This is a genomic window from Streptomyces sp. NPDC048442 (assembly GCF_040651475.1).
Lineage (GTDB): Bacteria > Actinomycetota > Actinomycetes > Streptomycetales > Streptomycetaceae > Streptomyces.
Window position 1 is genome coordinate 57,930 of sequence record NZ_JBEZKB010000035.1, and the last position, 15,571, is coordinate 73,500.

Annotated in this window: 17 protein-coding genes; 8 read left to right on the forward strand and 9 right to left on the reverse strand. The window is 71.9% G+C overall.

Annotated features, from left to right (window positions below):
• The first annotated feature begins 45 nt into the window (after positions 1-45).
• Entirely contained in the window at positions 46-1,533 is a 1,488-nt protein-coding gene (locus AB0D18_RS35755) for a phosphatase PAP2 family protein (protein WP_362428526.1), read from the forward strand.
• Here the strand turns inward: AB0D18_RS35755 and AB0D18_RS35760 are convergent.
• Positions 1,530-2,177, reverse strand: a complete 648-nt coding sequence (locus AB0D18_RS35760; RefSeq protein WP_362428529.1) for an isochorismatase family protein — start codon at positions 2,175-2,177, stop codon at positions 1,530-1,532. The two genes, AB0D18_RS35755 and AB0D18_RS35760, sit on opposite strands and share 4 nt — an antisense overlap.
• An 88-nt stretch (positions 2,178-2,265) precedes the next feature.
• Here AB0D18_RS35760 and AB0D18_RS35765 point away from each other — a divergent pair, with 88 nt between their 5' ends.
• Positions 2,266-2,742, forward strand: coding sequence for a pyridoxamine 5'-phosphate oxidase family protein (locus AB0D18_RS35765; RefSeq protein WP_362428532.1), 477 nt, complete (start codon positions 2,266-2,268; stop codon positions 2,740-2,742).
• A gap of 30 nt (positions 2,743-2,772) precedes the next feature.
• Here AB0D18_RS35765 and AB0D18_RS35770 read toward each other — a convergent pair whose 3' ends face one another.
• Positions 2,773-3,678: a LysR family transcriptional regulator gene (locus tag AB0D18_RS35770; RefSeq protein ID WP_362428535.1), complete on the reverse strand. Its 906-nt coding sequence runs from the start codon at positions 3,676-3,678 to the stop codon at positions 2,773-2,775.
• Positions 3,679-3,715: 37 nt separating this feature from the next.
• On the opposite strand from AB0D18_RS35770, the gene AB0D18_RS35775 reads away from it, so the two are divergent.
• Positions 3,716-4,723, forward strand: a complete 1,008-nt coding sequence (locus AB0D18_RS35775; RefSeq protein ID WP_362428538.1) for a DMT family transporter — start codon at positions 3,716-3,718, stop codon at positions 4,721-4,723.
• Positions 4,724-4,865: 142 nt separating this feature from the next.
• On the opposite strand, the gene AB0D18_RS35780 is transcribed toward AB0D18_RS35775, so the two are convergent.
• Complete coding sequence (locus tag AB0D18_RS35780; protein ID WP_362428541.1) at positions 4,866-6,209, reverse strand: aminotransferase class I/II-fold pyridoxal phosphate-dependent enzyme; 1,344 nt, start codon at positions 6,207-6,209, stop codon at positions 4,866-4,868.
• Between the two features lie 35 nt (positions 6,210-6,244).
• Here AB0D18_RS35780 and AB0D18_RS35785 point away from each other — a divergent pair, with 35 nt between their 5' ends.
• Positions 6,245-6,949: a pyridoxamine 5'-phosphate oxidase family protein gene (locus tag AB0D18_RS35785; RefSeq protein WP_362428544.1), complete on the forward strand. Its 705-nt coding sequence runs from the start codon at positions 6,245-6,247 to the stop codon at positions 6,947-6,949.
• A gap of 10 nt (positions 6,950-6,959) precedes the next feature.
• Positions 6,960-7,613 carry an FMN-binding negative transcriptional regulator gene (locus AB0D18_RS35790; RefSeq protein WP_362428547.1) on the forward strand — a complete coding sequence of 218 codons (654 nt, stop codon included), beginning with the start codon at positions 6,960-6,962 and terminating at the stop codon, positions 7,611-7,613.
• Here AB0D18_RS35790 and AB0D18_RS35795 read toward each other — a convergent pair whose 3' ends face one another.
• From AB0D18_RS35795 to AB0D18_RS35805, 3 genes are all read right to left on the reverse strand, one after another.
• A complete protein-coding gene (locus AB0D18_RS35795) occupies positions 7,614-8,597 on the reverse strand; it encodes an EamA family transporter (RefSeq protein ID WP_362428627.1) in 984 nt (327 codons plus the stop codon).
• A 220-nt stretch (positions 8,598-8,817) separates the two neighbouring features.
• Positions 8,818-9,876, reverse strand: coding sequence for an EamA family transporter (locus AB0D18_RS35800; RefSeq protein WP_362428550.1), 1,059 nt, complete (start codon positions 9,874-9,876; stop codon positions 8,818-8,820).
• A gap of 40 nt (positions 9,877-9,916) precedes the next feature.
• Positions 9,917-10,393 carry a Clp protease N-terminal domain-containing protein gene (locus AB0D18_RS35805; protein WP_362428630.1) on the reverse strand — a complete coding sequence of 159 codons (477 nt, stop codon included), beginning with the start codon at positions 10,391-10,393 and terminating at the stop codon, positions 9,917-9,919.
• A 312-nt stretch (positions 10,394-10,705) separates the two neighbouring features.
• Here AB0D18_RS35805 and AB0D18_RS35810 point away from each other — a divergent pair, with 312 nt between their 5' ends.
• Positions 10,706-11,137 (forward strand): SRPBCC family protein, encoded by a 432-nt coding sequence (locus AB0D18_RS35810; protein ID WP_362428553.1) that lies wholly within the window; start codon positions 10,706-10,708, stop codon positions 11,135-11,137.
• A gap of 74 nt (positions 11,138-11,211) precedes the next feature.
• Here AB0D18_RS35810 and AB0D18_RS35815 read toward each other — a convergent pair whose 3' ends face one another.
• Entirely contained in the window at positions 11,212-12,687 is a 1,476-nt protein-coding gene (locus AB0D18_RS35815; RefSeq protein ID WP_362428556.1) for a SulP family inorganic anion transporter, read from the reverse strand.
• Positions 12,688-12,788: 101 nt separating this feature from the next.
• Between AB0D18_RS35815 and AB0D18_RS35820 the strand changes: the two genes are divergently transcribed.
• Positions 12,789-13,400, forward strand: coding sequence for a hypothetical protein (locus tag AB0D18_RS35820; protein ID WP_362428559.1), 612 nt, complete (start codon positions 12,789-12,791; stop codon positions 13,398-13,400).
• Here AB0D18_RS35820 and AB0D18_RS35825 read toward each other — a convergent pair.
• Entirely contained in the window at positions 13,394-13,633 is a 240-nt protein-coding gene (locus tag AB0D18_RS35825) for a hypothetical protein (RefSeq protein WP_362428561.1), read from the reverse strand. The two genes, AB0D18_RS35820 and AB0D18_RS35825, sit on opposite strands and share 7 nt — an antisense overlap.
• 207 nt (positions 13,634-13,840) lie before the next feature.
• Between AB0D18_RS35825 and AB0D18_RS35830 the strand changes: the two genes are divergently transcribed.
• Positions 13,841-14,701 (forward strand): PhzF family phenazine biosynthesis protein, encoded by an 861-nt coding sequence (locus AB0D18_RS35830; protein ID WP_362428564.1) that lies wholly within the window; start codon positions 13,841-13,843, stop codon positions 14,699-14,701.
• Between the two features lie 16 nt (positions 14,702-14,717).
• Here the strand turns inward: AB0D18_RS35830 and AB0D18_RS35835 are convergent, their stop codons facing one another.
• The gene (locus AB0D18_RS35835) at positions 14,718-15,539 is read right to left on the reverse strand and encodes a CPBP family intramembrane glutamic endopeptidase (protein WP_362428567.1); all 822 of its coding nucleotides are present in this window, start codon (positions 15,537-15,539) and stop codon (positions 14,718-14,720) included.
• Between the last annotated feature and the right edge of the window lie 32 nt (positions 15,540-15,571).

Below are 15,571 nucleotides of genomic sequence, written 5' to 3' on the forward strand. Positions count from 1 at the left end.
GCCCACCCGCAAAGAGCCCCCACCCCCAAACTGGACGGCGCCCCCATGACCCGCCTCAGCAAGCTCGACCACCGCTGGTTCGACAAGGTCGCCTCCGCCCGCCTCCCCGGCGCCGACCGCCTCCTCCCCGCCCTCTCCGCCTCCGCCAACCACGGCCGCCTCTGGTTCGCCACAGCAGCGGCCCTCGCCGCCGGCGGCCCCGCCGCCCGCCGCGCCGCCCGCCGGGGCGTCGGCTCCCTCGCCCTCGCCTCCCTCACCACCAACGCCGTCGCCAAGTACGCCATCCGCCGCCGCCGGCCCCTCACCGACCTGGTCCCCCTCCGGCGGCTCCCCGCCAAGGCCCCCTGGACCCCCTCCTTCCCCTCCGGCCACTCCGCCTCCGCCGCCGCCTTCGTCACCGGAGTCGCCCTCGAATCCCCCCGCTACGGCGCCCTCCTCGCCCCGGTCGCCGCCGCCGTCGCCTTCTCCCGGGTGTACGTCGGTGCCCACTACCCCGGTGACGTTCTCGCCGGGTGCGCGCTGGGGATGGCCGCTGCCGCCGTCACCTGCCACTGGTGGCCGCCCCGTCCTCGGTACGTACGCGACGGACGCACGCGCGCCGAAGCGCCCGCGCTCACCCACGGCGAGGGCCTGGTCGTGGTCGTCAACTCCGGTTCGGGCAAGGGTGTTCCGGGCCGCCTCTCCGCCGAGGAACGCCTGCGGCTGCTCCTCCCCAAGGCCGAGATCCTCGTACGTGAGGAGGGCGCCGACCTCGACGACGTCCTGGACGATGCGGTCATGCGGGCCGGTCAGTCGGCCAAGGTCCTGGGCGTCTGCGGCGGCGACGGCACGGTGAGCGCGGCCGCGGCGCGCGCCGCGGAAGCCGGTCTGCCGCTCGCCGTGTTCCCGGGCGGCACCCTGAACCACTTCGCGCTCGACGCGGACTCCGACACCTTCGAGGACACCACGCACGCGGTCCATCACGGCGAGGCGGTACGGGTGGACCTGGCCCGGGTCACGGACGGCGAGGGCCGCCGCGTGACCGACTTCGTGAACACCTTCAGCATCGGCTTCTACCCGGAACTGGTGAAGCGCCGCGAGCGGTGGGAGGGCCGGATCGGTAAGTGGCCGGCCGCTGCGGTGTCCCTGGTGGGCGTGTTGCGCGACGCCTCGCCCCTGAACGTCGTCCTCGACGGCGAACCCCGTTGCCTGTGGCTGCTGTTCGTGGGCAACGGCCGCTACCTCCCCGACGGCCTCGCCCCTTCGCACCGCCCGCACCTGGACGACGGACTCCTGGACGTCCGTACCGTCGACGCGGCGGCCCGCCTGGCCCGCACCCGCCTGGTGATCTCCGCTCTCGCCGGCGCGCTGAACCGCTCCCGGGTCTTTTGCGCCGAACGCGTGCGGCGGCTGGAGGTGGGCGGCCTCGCGGACGTCGAACTCCTCGCCTACGACGGCGAGACGGCCCCCGCGCCGGACACCCTGCTTCTCTCCAAGTCCCGTGCGGCGCTCACGGTTTACAGCCCGTCCCGCCGCTCTCTCTGGGAAGGCTAGACCCGGCTGCCCGGCTGCCGCATCCAGCACCCTCGCACCTCGTCCGTCGACGCGATCGTCGCGACGAGGGCGAGGGTGTTCTGCACCATGGCCGGGACGTAGTCCGCCGGTACGCCCGCGATCGCGTCGGCCCCCACCACCACCTGGTATCCCAGGTTCACCAGGTCGAACACCGCGCCCGGAACGGCCACGTTCGCGGACACCCCGACGACGACCACGCTGCGGCATCCGAGGTTGCGCAGCAGCGCGTCCACCTCCGTGCCCGCGACCGGCGACAGGCCGTGCAGCCGACGCACCACGAGGTCCGAGTCCGCCACCTCGATCGGGGCGGCGACCCGTACGGCGGGTGTCCCGGTCACCTGTTGCACGGGAAGCCGCGCCGCGGCACGGAAGAGGCGCGCGTTGTGGTTCGCACCGCGCCCGTCCGGCCGCCGCTCGGCGACGGCGTGCAGCACCTGTACGCCGGCCAGGTGCGCGGCGTCGACCAGGAGCGCGACATTGCGCAGGGCGCCCGACTTCGTTGCCTGCGCGGCCAGTTCGGGCAGTGCGCTGTCCGCGCCGACCACGCCTTCCTGACACTCCACGGTGAGCAGTGCGGTGCTTGCGGGGTCGAGCTGTGCCACGAGTCGTTCGTATGCCGACATGGCGCGCGAGAGTAGCGGCCATTGCGTACCGAAGGAAGAGCCCCCATGATTTCTGACGCCACATCAGAAACCTTTCAGGGGAGACCTCATGGCCACCACGGACCACACCCAGCGCCGGGGCCGCCGCATCATGATGACGGACGCCGAGCGCGACACATACCTCGCCGGGCAGCGCGTCTGCCGAGTGGCCACGGTCTCGGCGGACGGCGCCCCGCACGTGGGCGCCCTGTGGTTCGTCTGGGACGGGGCCTCGCTCTGGCTGTATTCGATCACCCGCAGCCGCCGTTGGGCCCAGCTCCGCAAGGACCCGCGGCTCGCGGTGGTCGTGGACGACGGTGTCGAGTACGGGGAGCTGCGCGGCGTGGAGCTGTCCGGCACCGCGGAGTTCGTCGGCGAGGCTCCCCGCACGGGCGAGCCGTGCCCCGAACTGGACGCCCCCGAGGGGCTGTTCGCCCGGAAGTACTTCGGTATGACGCAGCTGCCGCACGACGGCAGGCACGCCTGGCTGCGGCTGACTCCGGACGCGATCGCCTCCTGGGACTTCCGCAAGCTGGCGGACCTGTAGCGCAAGCCGGCGGCCCTTGAGCGGGGGGATTCAGCTCGCCACCCGTGTCCCCGCCGCCGCCAGCGCCTCCACCGCCGCCCTGATCGACGGCCGCCGGTCGGCGTCCGCGCGCCACACCACGTACACATGCCGCCGCATCGCATGCCGTACGGGTACGACGCGCACGCCGTCCGGCACGGGTCCGCGCCCGAGCCTGGGCGCGACGCACACCCCCAACCCCGCCTCGACCAGGGCGAGTTGAGTGGCATGCTCCTCGGCGACGTGCGCGAGCCGGGGTTCCACGCCCACTCCGCGCAGGGTGAGCAGCAGCCATTCGTGGCAGAACTCGCCCTCCGCCCAGGTCACCCAGTCGTCGTCGGCGAATTCCGCGAGGTCGACCTCGTCCTGCCCGGCGAGCGCGTGCCCGGCGGGCATCGCCACATCGGCCGGGTCCTCCAGGAGCTCGCGCTTGGCGAGTCCGGCCGGCATGGACAGCGGTTTGTTGTACCAGTCGAGTACGACGGCGAGGTCGTAGTCGCCGCGCACCACACCCCGCACCGCCGCGTCCGGCTCCACCTCCCGCATTTTCACCCGCAGTTGGGGGTGCCGGTCCCGCAGCTCGGCCAGCGCGGACGGCACCAGGCCGCGGGCCGCGGTCGGGAACGCGGCGAGCGCGAGGTCCCCGACGACCCTGCCGCGCTGGGCCTCGATGTCGGACTGGGCGCGCTCGGCCTGGGAGAGGATCCGGGCCGCGTGCCCGGCGAGCAGCCGTCCCGCCTCGGTGAGCCGTACCCCGCGCCCGTTCTTGGCGAGCAGCGGCTCGCCGACCTCGCGCTCCAGCTTGGCCAGCTGCTGGGACACCGCGGACGTGGTGACGTGCAGCCCCTCGGCGGCGCCGCTGACCGAGCCGTGCCGGGCGAGGGCGTCGAGGGTGCGCAGCCGCTCCAGATTCAACATGTAAGCAATGCTACGCGGTCACTCCAACAGAACTTGCTTGTGCTACGAGGTCGGGGCCGCCATCGTTGTTTCCATGACCCCCGTGACCGCGGCCCGAACCCGCACCACCGAGCCGAGGCCCGCCTCCGCCGCCACACCTGCCGCCGCTTCCGCGGCCCCCACCCGCCGCCGCACCCTCGACTGGCGCATCCGCTTCGCGGCGCTCGCTCTCATCTGGGGCTTCAGCTTCCTCTTCATCAAGGTCGGCACCGAGGCGTACGCGCCCTTCCAAGTGACTTTCGGGCGGCTGCTGTTCGGCACACTCGTCCTGGTCGCGGCCATGGCGGTCAAGCGCACCCGGCTGCCGCGCTCCGCCCGCACCTGGGGTCATCTCACGGTCGCCGCGTTCTTCCTCAACGCACTGCCGTTCTCGCTCTTCGCCTACTCCGAGCTGACCATCCCCTCGACGCTCGCAGGCATCTGCAACGCCACCTCCCCGCTGTGGGGAATGGCCCTCTCCCTGGTCGCCCTCTCCGAGGACCGCCCCACCCGCCGCCGGGTGGCGGGCCTGGGCCTCGGCTTCCTCGGCGTACTCACCGTCCTCGGCGCCTGGCAGGGCTTCTCGGGACTGGACCTCACCGGCACGGCGATGGCCCTGCTGGCCTCGCTCAGCTACCCGATCGGCTGGATCTACCTGCGCCGCACCCTCGCCGGCAGCACCGACTCGGCCCTCTCGATGACCGGTGCGCAACTCCTGCTCGCCACCGTCCAGTTGGCCGTCGTCACGCCCCTCTTCACCACGCTCCCCACCGCCTTCCCGGTCCTCCCCCTGCTCGCCGTGGTGGCACTCGGCGCGCTCGGCACCGGCCTGGCGATGCTCCTCCAGTACAACCTGGTGTCGGAAGTCGGCCCGACCACCGCCCAGATGGTCACCTACTTCATCCCCGTCATCGCCACGGTCGCCGGAGTCACCCTTCTCTCCGAACCGCTCACCTGGAACACCCCCGTGGGCGCCCTCATCGTCCTGACCGGCGCCGCCCTCACCCAAACCAAGCCCCGCCCCTGACCGGGGCGCACCTTCAGGGGCGCGCGCTCAGGAGCGCCCCATAGGGGCGCGGGGCTGTCACATGTGCGGCTCCGCCGCGTGGGCGCGACCAGCCACAACGCACCCGCACGTACCAACCCGCCACACCCGCCCCCACCACCCCTCACCCGTACCTCCGCCCCTCCCCCTCCGGCCCAGGACCAATCGCCGCCGCCACCGCATCCGCCACCACCCCGATCTCCCCCACACTCAGCGTGGAAACGGTGAGCCGAACCCCCGCCCCCGCCGCCACGCGAAACCGTGCCCCCGGCGCCACCCCCCACCCCGCATAGAGCATCCGCGACACCACCCCCGTCTCGTCCGCCACCGGCACCCACACATTCATCCCGCTCCGTCCGTGCGCCCGCACCCCCCGCTCCGCCAGCGCCGCGACAAGCGTGTCCCGCCGCTCCCCGTACGACCGGGCCACGACGTCCGCGTCCACCACGCCGGAAGTCCACAACCGCACGACCGCCCGCTGGAGCAGCCGGCTCACCCACCCGGGCCCGAGCCGCTGCCGGCCCCGCACCCGGTCGACCGTCACCGCGTCCCCGGTCAGTACGGCAACCCGCAGGTCAGGCCCGTACCCCTTGGAGACGGACCGTACGAACACCCACGGCCCGCCGCCCGCCCCCGCCAGCACGTGCACCGGCAGGTCCACGATCCCGTGCCCGTGGTCGTCCTCGACCAGCAGCACCGACGGATGGGCCGCCAGCACCTCCCGAAGCGCGACCGCCCGCTCCGCGCTCACCGCAGCCCCCGTCGGGTTCTGCGCCCGCGCGGTCACCACGACGGCCCGCGCTCCGCCCCGCAGCGCCCGCTCCACCTCGTCCGGCAGCGGACCCTCGTCGTCCACCGCCACCGGCACCGCCCGCAGCCCGAGCGCCGGAACCAGGTCGAGCATCGCGCCCCACCCCGGGTCCTCCACGGCGACCGTGTCCCCCGGCTTCAGATGTACGGCCAGCACCCGCTCGATCGCGTCCAGCGAACCCGACGCGACGGCGACCGGCCCGTCCGGAACCCCCGCGGCGTCGAAGTCCGCCCGCGCCAGCCGCACCAGTTCGGGATCCCGCGCCTCCTCCCCGTACAGCCCCGGCGTCGCGTCGGCCTGCTCGGCCGCGTACAGCAGCGCGTCCCGCAGCGGCGGCAGCAGCGCGGTGTCGGGATTGCCCTTGGAGAGATCCCGCACGCCCTCCGGGACGTCGGCCCTGATCGACTCGCGCGCGGTACTGACGGGCCTCGCCCTGATCCGGCTGCCCCTCCGTCCGGCCGTCTCGATCACTCCGCGCTCCCGCAGCGTCCGGTATGCGGACGCGACCGTATTGGGATTCACGCCCAGCTGCGCCGCCAACTCCCGCATGGGCGGCAGGAGTTGACCTGGTTCCAGCTCACCCTCACCCACCGCCCGTTCCACGCTCGCAGAGATTTCTGATGCACGCCTGCCACTGATCCGATACTCTCCTAGCACAAAACGCAGTATGCACTAGTGCAATGGAGAGCGCAATGCAGGACGCCCCTCAGGATAGCCCCACCGCGACGGCTGTCACCCCTGATTCCTACACCCCCACCGACCGCACCGTCCCCACCCGCTCCCCGGACCGCGCGTCGTACGACCGCGAGCTGGTGCACTCGATACTCGACGAGGCGTACGTCTGCCACCTGGGCTTCGTCCGCGACGGCGCCCCGGTCGTGCTGCCGACCCTGTACGGCCGGATCGGCGAAAGCCTCTACGTCCACGGCTCGACCGGTTCGCGCCCGTTGCGCGCCGCCGGGCGCACCGAGGAGGCCCCGGGCATCGAGGTCTGCCTGACCGTGACCCACGTCGACGGCCTGGTGCTGGCCCGTTCCGCCTTCCACCACTCGATCAACTACCGCTCCGTCGTCGTGCACGGCACGGCCCGCCCGGTCGTCGACGAGGAGGAGCGGCGCATCGCGCTGGACGCCCTTGTCGACCACGTCGTCCCCGGCCGCTCCGCCGACTCGCGCCCCGCGAACGCCAAGGAGCTCGCCGCAACAGCCGTACTGCGGCTGGATCTTGACGAGGTGTCTGCCAAGGTCCGCACCGGCCCGCCGAACGACGAGCCCGAGGACGCCACCCTCTCGTACTGGACCGGTGTCGTCCCCCTCACCCGCGGTCACGGCACGCCGATCCCCGCCGACGACCTGGACCCGGCCGTCACGCTCCCCGACTACCTCTCCACCGTCTGAGAGGCCGGCCGTGCTGATCCATCCCTGGGACGCGCCCGCCGACGACTCCGAGTGGCAACTCTGGCTCGCCGCGCACGACTTCGGGCAGCTCGCGGTCAACGGCGTGGGCGGCGAGCCGCCGTTCGTGCAGCCCACCCACTTCTCGTACGACGCACGGACCGGCCCGTACGGCGAAGTGATCATCCATCTCGCCCGCCCGAACCCGATCTGGGCGGCCTTCGAGGCGAACCCGCAGGTCCTGCTGAGCGTCGTCGACGACTACGCCTTCGTCCCGGGCCCCTGGCAGGCCCCGGAGGGTGCCCCGTCCGAGCACTCCACCCCGACCAGCTTCTACACGGCGGTCCAACTGCGCTGCACCGCACACCTGGTGGACGATCCCGCCGCCAAGGCGGAGCTCCTCAACCGGCAGGTGGCCCACTTCCAGCCCGAGGGCGGTACCGCGCCCGCCGTGCCGGGCGAGGCCCCGTTCGGCCGGATGCTGTCGGGCATTCGCGTAGTGCGGCTGGAAGTCACCGACGTACGGGCGAAGTTCAAGTACGCGAGCCACAAGCCCGACGCGGTCAAGGACCAAACGGCAGCCGGCCTCGCCGCCCGCAACGGCCCGCACGACCCGGCGGCAGCCGCACACCACGCCCGCCGCCGGTCCTCGTACAGCGCCTCGTAGTCAGACCAAGGCGGCCGCCCGGCGCACCCGGGCGGCCTCCCGTGCTTCCCCGTACGCCAGCCCCACCACTGCGGCGAGCAGCAGCAGGGTGCCCGCCACGGTGGCCGCCGTCAGCCGCTCATCGAGCAGCACGACGGCGATGACGGCGGCACTGACCGGTTCGAGCAGCATGATCACTGAGACCGTCGCGGACCGTACGACGGCGGCTCCGGCGAAGTAGAGCGCGTACGCGAGCGCCGTCGGCACGGCCGCCACGTACACCAACAGCCAGACCACCCGGGTGAGTTCGACGGTGTGCGGCAGGATTCCCTCCGCCAGTGCGAGCGGCAGCAGGCACACCGACCCGATACCGAAGGACCAGGCGCTCGTCACGACCGGGTCGTCCCCGCCGCCGTCCCGGCCCAGCCACCGCGTCAGCAGCGTCATCACCGCGTACGCGGCGGCCGACAGCAGCGCCATGAACACACCATCGGTACGCACCGAGGCGTCGTCGCCGCCGAGTGTCAGCACCCCGAGCCCGGCCAGCGCCCCGACGACTGCGCCGATTCCGCCGATTCCGAGCCGTTCACCGAGCAGCGCCCGCGCGCCCAGCGCGATGAACACCGGCCCGGCCCCGAGCGTGATCACGGTCGCGACCGTGAGCCCGGTCGCCTCGACGGCCGCGAAGTACGCGCTCTGGAAGACGGTGAAGGCGAGCCCGGTGGACAGCACCCGGGCCACCCGGACCGCCCGGCTGCCGCGCACCGCGGTCTCGACTCCCTTGCCGGTACGGCCCGTACGCATGCAGCGGCCGGCGGCGAGCAACAGCAGGAGCCCGCCCGCGCACCGCCAGAACGACAGGGCGAGCGGCCCCAGATCACTGGCCACGTACACCAGCGAGGCGGCCGCCCCCGCGGTCCCCCAGGCGACTCCGGCGACGATCAGATACAGCAGGCCACGCCCTACGGGCAGGCCGGTGGAACGTACAACGGCAGGACGGGACACCACAACGGGACTGGACACGTGACTTCCCCACGGAAAACGAAGACGGAATGGGTCGCTCGGCTGCGCACGCGGGCAGCGACGATCCACCCGGGGGCTGCCCGGGTCGAGTCTTCGTCCTCAGTGAGCCTCCACCGGCCGCCGACAGCGGCTCCGGTGGGCGCCCGCGCGCTAGGAGGCGGCGGGAGGGGGAAGTACGAGCGTCATCGGCATGATCGTCACCCTACGGCGTGGTCCGTCCGGCGGACAACGCCCTTTCCGCATCCTGGACCCCGCTCCCACCCGAGCCCCTTGCCTCACCCGAGCCTCTCGCCTCACCCGAACCACTCGCCTCGCCCGCGTCGCCTGAGCCGCCCGCCACCGGCCCCTCGCCCGCCGCCTTCGGCGTCGACGACTGTGCGATGAACGCGCCGATCAGCACCACGGCCCCGCCCACGATCTGCGGCAGCGACAGGTGTTCGCGCAGCAGCACCCACGCCGCCACGGTCGCGATGACCGCCTCCAGGCATGCCACCACGCCCGCCACCTGCGGCGACAGCTTCCGTACGGACACCACCCCGGTGACGTACGCCAGCACGGTCGCGATCAGGACGATCCAGCCGAGCAGCAGCCCTGCCTGCACCTGGCTGCCGCCCATGTCGACAGCGGCGCCGAGGAGTTCCCACTTCATGCCCCATGGCCGGGCGACCACCGTGAGGACGGCGGTGCCGATCAGCAGTCCGAACGCGATGACACCCATCGGGTCGGCCGCGTCCTCGCCGTCACCACCCTGGTCGGACAGCACGAAGTAGCCGACCTGACAGCAGGCGGCGCCCAGCGCGAGCAGGAGTCCCAGCAGGTCGAAGCTGAGCCCCGCCCACACCTCGACCACGCACGCGAGACCGCCCACCGCGAGCACCACGCCCACGGCGGCCGCCCGGGTCACCGGCCGGCGCTGCACGAACCGCACCCAGCCGAGGACCAGCGCGGGCGCCAGGTACTCGACGAGCAGGGCGACGCCGACCGGGATCAGGGACAGCGAGGCGAAGTAGAAGGCCTGCACTCCGGCGACGGCGAGCAGTCCGAAGCCCGCGAGCAGCGCGGGCCTGCGGCGCAGCAGCGTCCGGTGGCGCCAGGCGACCGGCAGCATCACCAGCGCCGCCCCCGCCACCCGCAACCACACCACGTGCAGCGGGTCGAGCCCCGCCTCGATCAGCGGCTTGGCCGCGACACCTGATCCACCGAATGCGAGCGCCGAGGCAAGGGCGAGGCCCAGGCCGACGCTTCTCCCCTGAGCGTGCATCGGCACATCATGTCAGCTGCGGTCAGGACCGTCACCGGCGTTACGCCTGTCGAGACGGGCCCCCGGCATACCGGCAGAAATCCGCAGGTTCCACCCCCGCGCGCCGCAGCACCTCCACCGCCCGGCAGTCCACGTCACCGACAAGCGCGGCCAGCAGATCGGTGCCGCCGGCCAGACCGGTACCGCCGGCCTGCGGATCCCCGCGTTCCGCCGCCCGCGCGAGCGCCGCCTCCATGGCGGCCACGGCGGCGGGCGACCAGCCCGCCACCGGTGTCACGCCCACCGCACCGTCGACGCGGGACTGCGCACCCTCGACGCGGGACTGCCAGCGCAGCCCGTACCCGATGCTGCGCTGCACGAGATAGCCGAGCACCCGCGCGACCTGTGACCCGCTCTCGAAGGCCGCCCGCACCTCGGGGTCGCTCTCCAGCAGGGAGTGCAGCAGGTGGGCGGTGTCGATCTGCCGGTCGCCGTCGCGCTGCGCGCGACGGCGCGCACCGGCGACCACCGTGGCCATCTCGACGGTGAGTCCGGCCTCGATGCCGGCACGGGGAGGGACGGCCTCCCCGTTGCCGGAGATCCGTCGGGCGGAACTGTGCACCCCCTCACCCCATCAGAGCGGGGCCCGTGCGGTCATCCACGCGGGGGAGCATTCCCGCATCCCACCGGAGTTGGGCATGCCGCGCGCCCTCTCCTCCTTGGGAAGGAGATCTCATGAATCTTCCCTGAGACGGACAGCAGGCCTGACGGTTCATCAGTATTGAATGTTCGCGGCCCGGCGGCTACGTTCCGCGACACCCAGCAGGTACCCGCGCGAAGGGACGCTCACATGGCCGAGGTCAGCGCAGAGGCACGTATCGAAGCACCCGCGGACAAACTCTGGTCCCGGCTGACGGACTTCACGTCGTACGACCGGTGGAACGCGACCCACACCAGCTTCCCGCACGGCGGCCCCGACACCCTCGCGGTCGGGGCGACGTACGAGGAAAATATGAAGCTGATGGGCTTCCCGGCCGAGGTGAACTGGACGGTCGAGGAACTGACGGAGGACCGGCTGCTCGCCGTCCGGGGCAAGGGCCCGATGGGCGTGACCCTGGCGATGCGGTACTCCCTGACGCCTACCGACGTGGGCTCCACCCTGGCCCGTATCGACGGCGAATTCACCGGCGCCGCCGTGTCACTGATGGCGGGCAAGCTCAGGGAGTCGGCGACGACGGCCCTGAACGAGTCGCTCCGGAAGCTGGCGGGACTGGTCTGCTGAGCACGGAATTCCTGCCCGCCTGCGCGGATTCCCGCCCGCCGGCCTCCTGAGCACCGCTCCCCCGCCCCGCCCGCCTACCCCAGCCGCCCCGCGAGCTTCCTGTGCATCGCCGCGCTCGCTTCGTTGAGCCCGGTGATGGTGACGGTCTTCCCGTACCGGGCGTACTTCGTTTCGACCGCGTCGAGCGCCGCCACGGACGAGGCGTCCCAGATGTGCGCCCGGGACAGGTCGACGACCACGTCCTGAGGGTCGTCCTTGTACCGGAACCGGAAGACGAGGTCGTTCGACGAGGCGAAGAACAGCTCACCGGTGACGGTGTAGACGACCCTCCCGCCGTCCACCTCCCGCACCACGTCCGCCAGGTGCGCCACCCGCTTCGCGAAGATCACCATCGCGCTGATGGAGCCGACGACCACACCGACGGCCAGGTTGTGGGTGGCGACCACGCACACCACGGTGATGACCATGACGAGCGTCTCGCCGACCGGCAGCCGCCGCAGTGTCTTCGGCAGTACGGAATGCCAGTCGAAGGTCGCGGCCGACACCAGCACCATGATCGCCACCAGTGCCGCCATCGGGATCTCGGAGACGACCGGCCCGAGCAGCAGACACAGCACCAGCAGGAACGCACCCGACAGGAAGGTCGACAGCCGGGTCCTGGCCCCGGACACCTTCACGTTGATCATCGTCTGGCCGATCATGGCGCAGCCGCCCATGCCGCCGAGGAGGCCGGTGACGATGTTGGCGATGCCCTGCCCGACGGACTCACGGGTCTTGTTGGAATGCGTGTCCGTGATGTCGTCCACGAGCTTCGCCGTCATCAGCGACTCCAGCAGTCCTACGAGCGCGAGCGCGAAGGCGTACGGCGCGACGGTGGTCAGCGTGTCCATGATGAACGGCACGTCCGGCAGCCCCGGCACCGGCAGCGACGACGGCAGCTCGCCCCGGTCCCCCACCGTCGGTACGGCGATGCCCGCCCCGACCGTGATCAGCGTCAGTACGACGATGGAGACCAGCGGCGCGGGCACCACGGTGGTGATACGGGGAAACAGCGCGGTCAGCACCAGCCCGCCCACGACCAGCGGATACACCGCCCACGGCACCGAGGTCAGCTCGGGGAACTGCCCCATGAACACAAGGATCGCGAGCGCGTTGACGAACCCCACCATCACGCTGCGCGGCACGAACCGCATCAGCCGGGCCACTCCGAGCGCCCCCAGCACCACCTGCATCAGCCCGCCAAGGATCACGGCGGCGACCAGATAGCCGAGCCCGTGCTCCTTGTTCAGCGGCGCCACGACGAGCGCGACGGCCCCCGTGGCCGCCGAGATCATCGCCTTGCGCCCGCCGACGAAGGAGATCACCACGGCCATCGTGACGGCGGAGAACAGCCCCACGCTCGGCGAGACCCCCGCGATCACCGAGAACGAAATCGCCTCGGGAATCAGCGCCAGCCCGACCACCAGCCCACCCAGAACCTCGGTCCGGAACACTTTCGGGGAGGCCAGCCAGTCGGGCCGGGACAGACGGGGGACGTGCAGGGAGGACATGGCGCCGTTTCCGTAGAAATACCGTGGCGCGGAAAACTGTGGCGCCGTGCGGAGCAAAGAGCTCCACTCTAGTGGTGGCCACCCCGGAGCCACGGAGCACCATGACCCCCGACACCATCGACCGGCTGAGCCGCCGGGTGTACGCCGGCCTGCGCACGGGAAGCCCCTCCGCCCCGGACGTCGTCGCTCTCGCCTGCGAACTGATCGACCAGGGGTACGAAGGCAAGGCCGCGCGGGAGGCCATGGAAGAGGTCCCGGCCCGGATGCCGGCGGCGGAACTCTCCGGCCTGGCCGCACGTCTCCTCGCCGAAACCGGCTTCGACCCGGGATTCGACCTCGCCCCGGAACGTCTGGAGGTCCTGCGTCACGCCCTGCGTCTCACGGCCCGGGACCTGCCCCTGGCCGGAGTCCTCGGCCCGCCCCGGCTGGTGGTCCTGAAGGACACGTTCCCGCCGGCCGCCGGGGTGGTGCTGGCGGACGGGCGGCGGCTCAACGGGGGCCTTCAGGCCCCGACGGGTGACGACCCGACCTGTGCGGTGGCGGCGATGGCACGTCACGTACAGGAAGAGCTCATGGACCGGACCCGCGAGGTGTGGCCGGTGTGCACCCGGCACGGCCTGGGCGCACACGCGGTCGTGCACGAGGACTCGGCACTGTGGTGGTGCGCGCAGGGCCACTCGCTCGCCCCCATCGGCCGGCTCCCGTCTCAGTAGCACCACCAAGTACCGCTCGCAGGCTGCGGAATCCACCCGTAGCTCCCCGAGTCACCCGGCCCGCGCCGGAAGACCGCGGTCACCGTGTCGGGCCGATAGGTCCTGATCCGCACGGGATTCCCCCGCTCGTCGACGGACTCCAGCACGATCTCCCCCGACCTGGTCCGCCCGGCCGCCCGCGCCTCCACCACGTCATCGACACCCTCGGCCAACTGCAACATAAATACGGCCACAACGCCTCCTCAGCCCCAACAGCGAACCGAAGCACCCTAACCCCCCAAATCCCAACACCCTTCCCACAACCACCCATTGAGCCCATCCCGACAAACGTCCACCACCACCTCCCAACCGACTGCGCCGCCCGCTCCCGCCCACCTCGCGGTCCACCCACCCCGAATTGGCCATACCCGCCGGTCATCACCCCTCCCTACGCTCGCCCCATGCGCATGCGAACGGTCGACGCCTTCACGTCAACTCCCTTCCAGGGGAACCCCGCCGCCGTCCTCCTCCTGGAGGACGCCACCTCCTTCCCGAAGGACGAATGGCTCCAGCACGTAGCCACCGAACTCAACCTCGCCGAAACAGCCTTCGCCCACCCCCTCCCGCCCACGGACGCAGCCACCGACGCCCCGGACGAGCACACCGGTCCCGCCGGCTGGGCCCTCCGCTGGTTCACCCCCACCACCGAAGTCGACCTGTGCGGCCACGCCACCCTGGCCACGGCCCACGTCCTGCACACCACGGGCACCGCCACCGGCACGGTCCGCTTCACCACCCGAAGCGGCATCCTCACCTCCACCACCCACCCCGACGGCACCCTCACCCTCGACTTCCCCACCGCACCCCTGGTCCCCGCAGAGGCACCGCAGGGACTCGCCGAAGCCCTCGGCACCGAACCCCTCACGGTCCTCTACACCGGGGACCAGGTCGGCGACTACCTCGTCGAGTGCCGCAGCGAGCAGGAAGTCCGCGCACTCGCCCCCGATCTGAAGGCCCTGGCAGCCCTCTCCCGCCGCGGCATCATCGCGACGGCGCCCGCCGAAGACCCCTCCCGGGGCTACGACTTCGCCTCCCGCTGCTTCTTCCCCGCGGTCGGCATCGACGAGGACCCGGTGACCGGCAGCGCCCACACCGCGCTCGCCCCGTTCTGGTCCGCCCGCCTGGGCCGTACCGAACTGACCGGCCTCCAGGGCGGCGCCCGTACCGGCCTCGTCCGCACCGCCCTGCACGGCGACCGCACCCACCTCACCGGCCACGCGGTCACCGTCCTCGACGGCGAACTCCTCGCAGCCCCCCAGTAGCCCCCTCCCCGACGGCCTAGAGGGTGGGCAGCCAGTCCACCTTCCCGGCCAGCACCGCGTATCCCACGAAGGCCCCGATGTCGAGCAGCGCGTGGGCCGCCACCAGCGGCCCCACCCGCCCCCACTTCCGGTAGAGCAGGACGAACACCACGCCCATCACCATGTTCCCGATGAAGCCCCCCACCCCCTGGTACAGGTGGTAGGACCCCCGAAGCACCGAACTCGCCACGAGCGCGGCCATCGGCGTCCAGCCCAACTGCCCCAGCCTGCGCAGCAGATACCCGACGACGATGACCTCCTCCAGCACCGAGTTCTGGATCGCCGACAGGATCAGCACCGGGTACTTCCACCACACCTCGGGCAGCGACTCCGGCACCACCGTCAGGTTGAACCCGGTCGCGTTCGCCACCAGGTAGAAGGCAAGACCCGCACTCCCGATCCCCGCCGCGATCAGCGTCCCGCGCCCCAGGTCCGACCACGGCCGCAGCCGGTCGAAGCCGAGCGCACGCAGCCCGCTTCCCTCCCGCAGCAGCAGATGCGCGACGAGCGCCACCGGCACCAGGGCGGTCGAGATACCGAACAGCTGCCAGACGAGATCCAGCCACGGACGCCCCGGAGCGGCAGAGCTGTTGAGATGCGCCGCCTGGTCCTTCAGCCCACCCGGCTTCGTCATCGCCCCGATGAACCTGATCAGCGCGGACAGCCCGCTGGCCCCCAACGACAGGGCCAGCACCAACAGCAGCTCGGCACCCAACACCCGCCGCGTCAGCGGGCGTTCACCCACCGGAGCCGACTTCCCTGGTGACATGTCGGCCATCTGCCCCGCATCCCCTTGCACTCCAACCTCCACTTGTGTAATCCCCCCTCATC

Coding starts and splice junctions, on each gene's coding strand:
- AB0D18_RS35820 (WP_362428559.1), top strand. CDS start 12,789: ATGACCCCCGACACCATCGACCGGCTGAGCCGCCGGGTGTACGCCGGC.
- AB0D18_RS35755 (WP_362428526.1), top strand. CDS start 46: ATGACCCGCCTCAGCAAGCTCGACCACCGCTGGTTCGACAAGGTCGCC.
- AB0D18_RS35785 (WP_362428544.1), top strand. CDS start 6,245: ATGCAGGACGCCCCTCAGGATAGCCCCACCGCGACGGCTGTCACCCCT.
- AB0D18_RS35810 (WP_362428553.1), top strand. CDS start 10,706: ATGGCCGAGGTCAGCGCAGAGGCACGTATCGAAGCACCCGCGGACAAA.
- AB0D18_RS35800 (WP_362428550.1), bottom strand. CDS start 9,876: ATGCACGCTCAGGGGAGAAGCGTCGGCCTGGGCCTCGCCCTTGCCTCG.
- AB0D18_RS35765 (WP_362428532.1), top strand. CDS start 2,266: ATGGCCACCACGGACCACACCCAGCGCCGGGGCCGCCGCATCATGATG.
- AB0D18_RS35760 (WP_362428529.1), bottom strand. CDS start 2,177: ATGTCGGCATACGAACGACTCGTGGCACAGCTCGACCCCGCAAGCACC.
- AB0D18_RS35805 (WP_362428630.1), bottom strand. CDS start 10,393: ATGGCCACGGTGGTCGCCGGTGCGCGCCGTCGCGCGCAGCGCGACGGC.
- AB0D18_RS35815 (WP_362428556.1), bottom strand. CDS start 12,687: ATGTCCTCCCTGCACGTCCCCCGTCTGTCCCGGCCCGACTGGCTGGCC.
- AB0D18_RS35770 (WP_362428535.1), bottom strand. CDS start 3,678: ATGTTGAATCTGGAGCGGCTGCGCACCCTCGACGCCCTCGCCCGGCAC.
- AB0D18_RS35830 (WP_362428564.1), top strand. CDS start 13,841: ATGCGCATGCGAACGGTCGACGCCTTCACGTCAACTCCCTTCCAGGGG.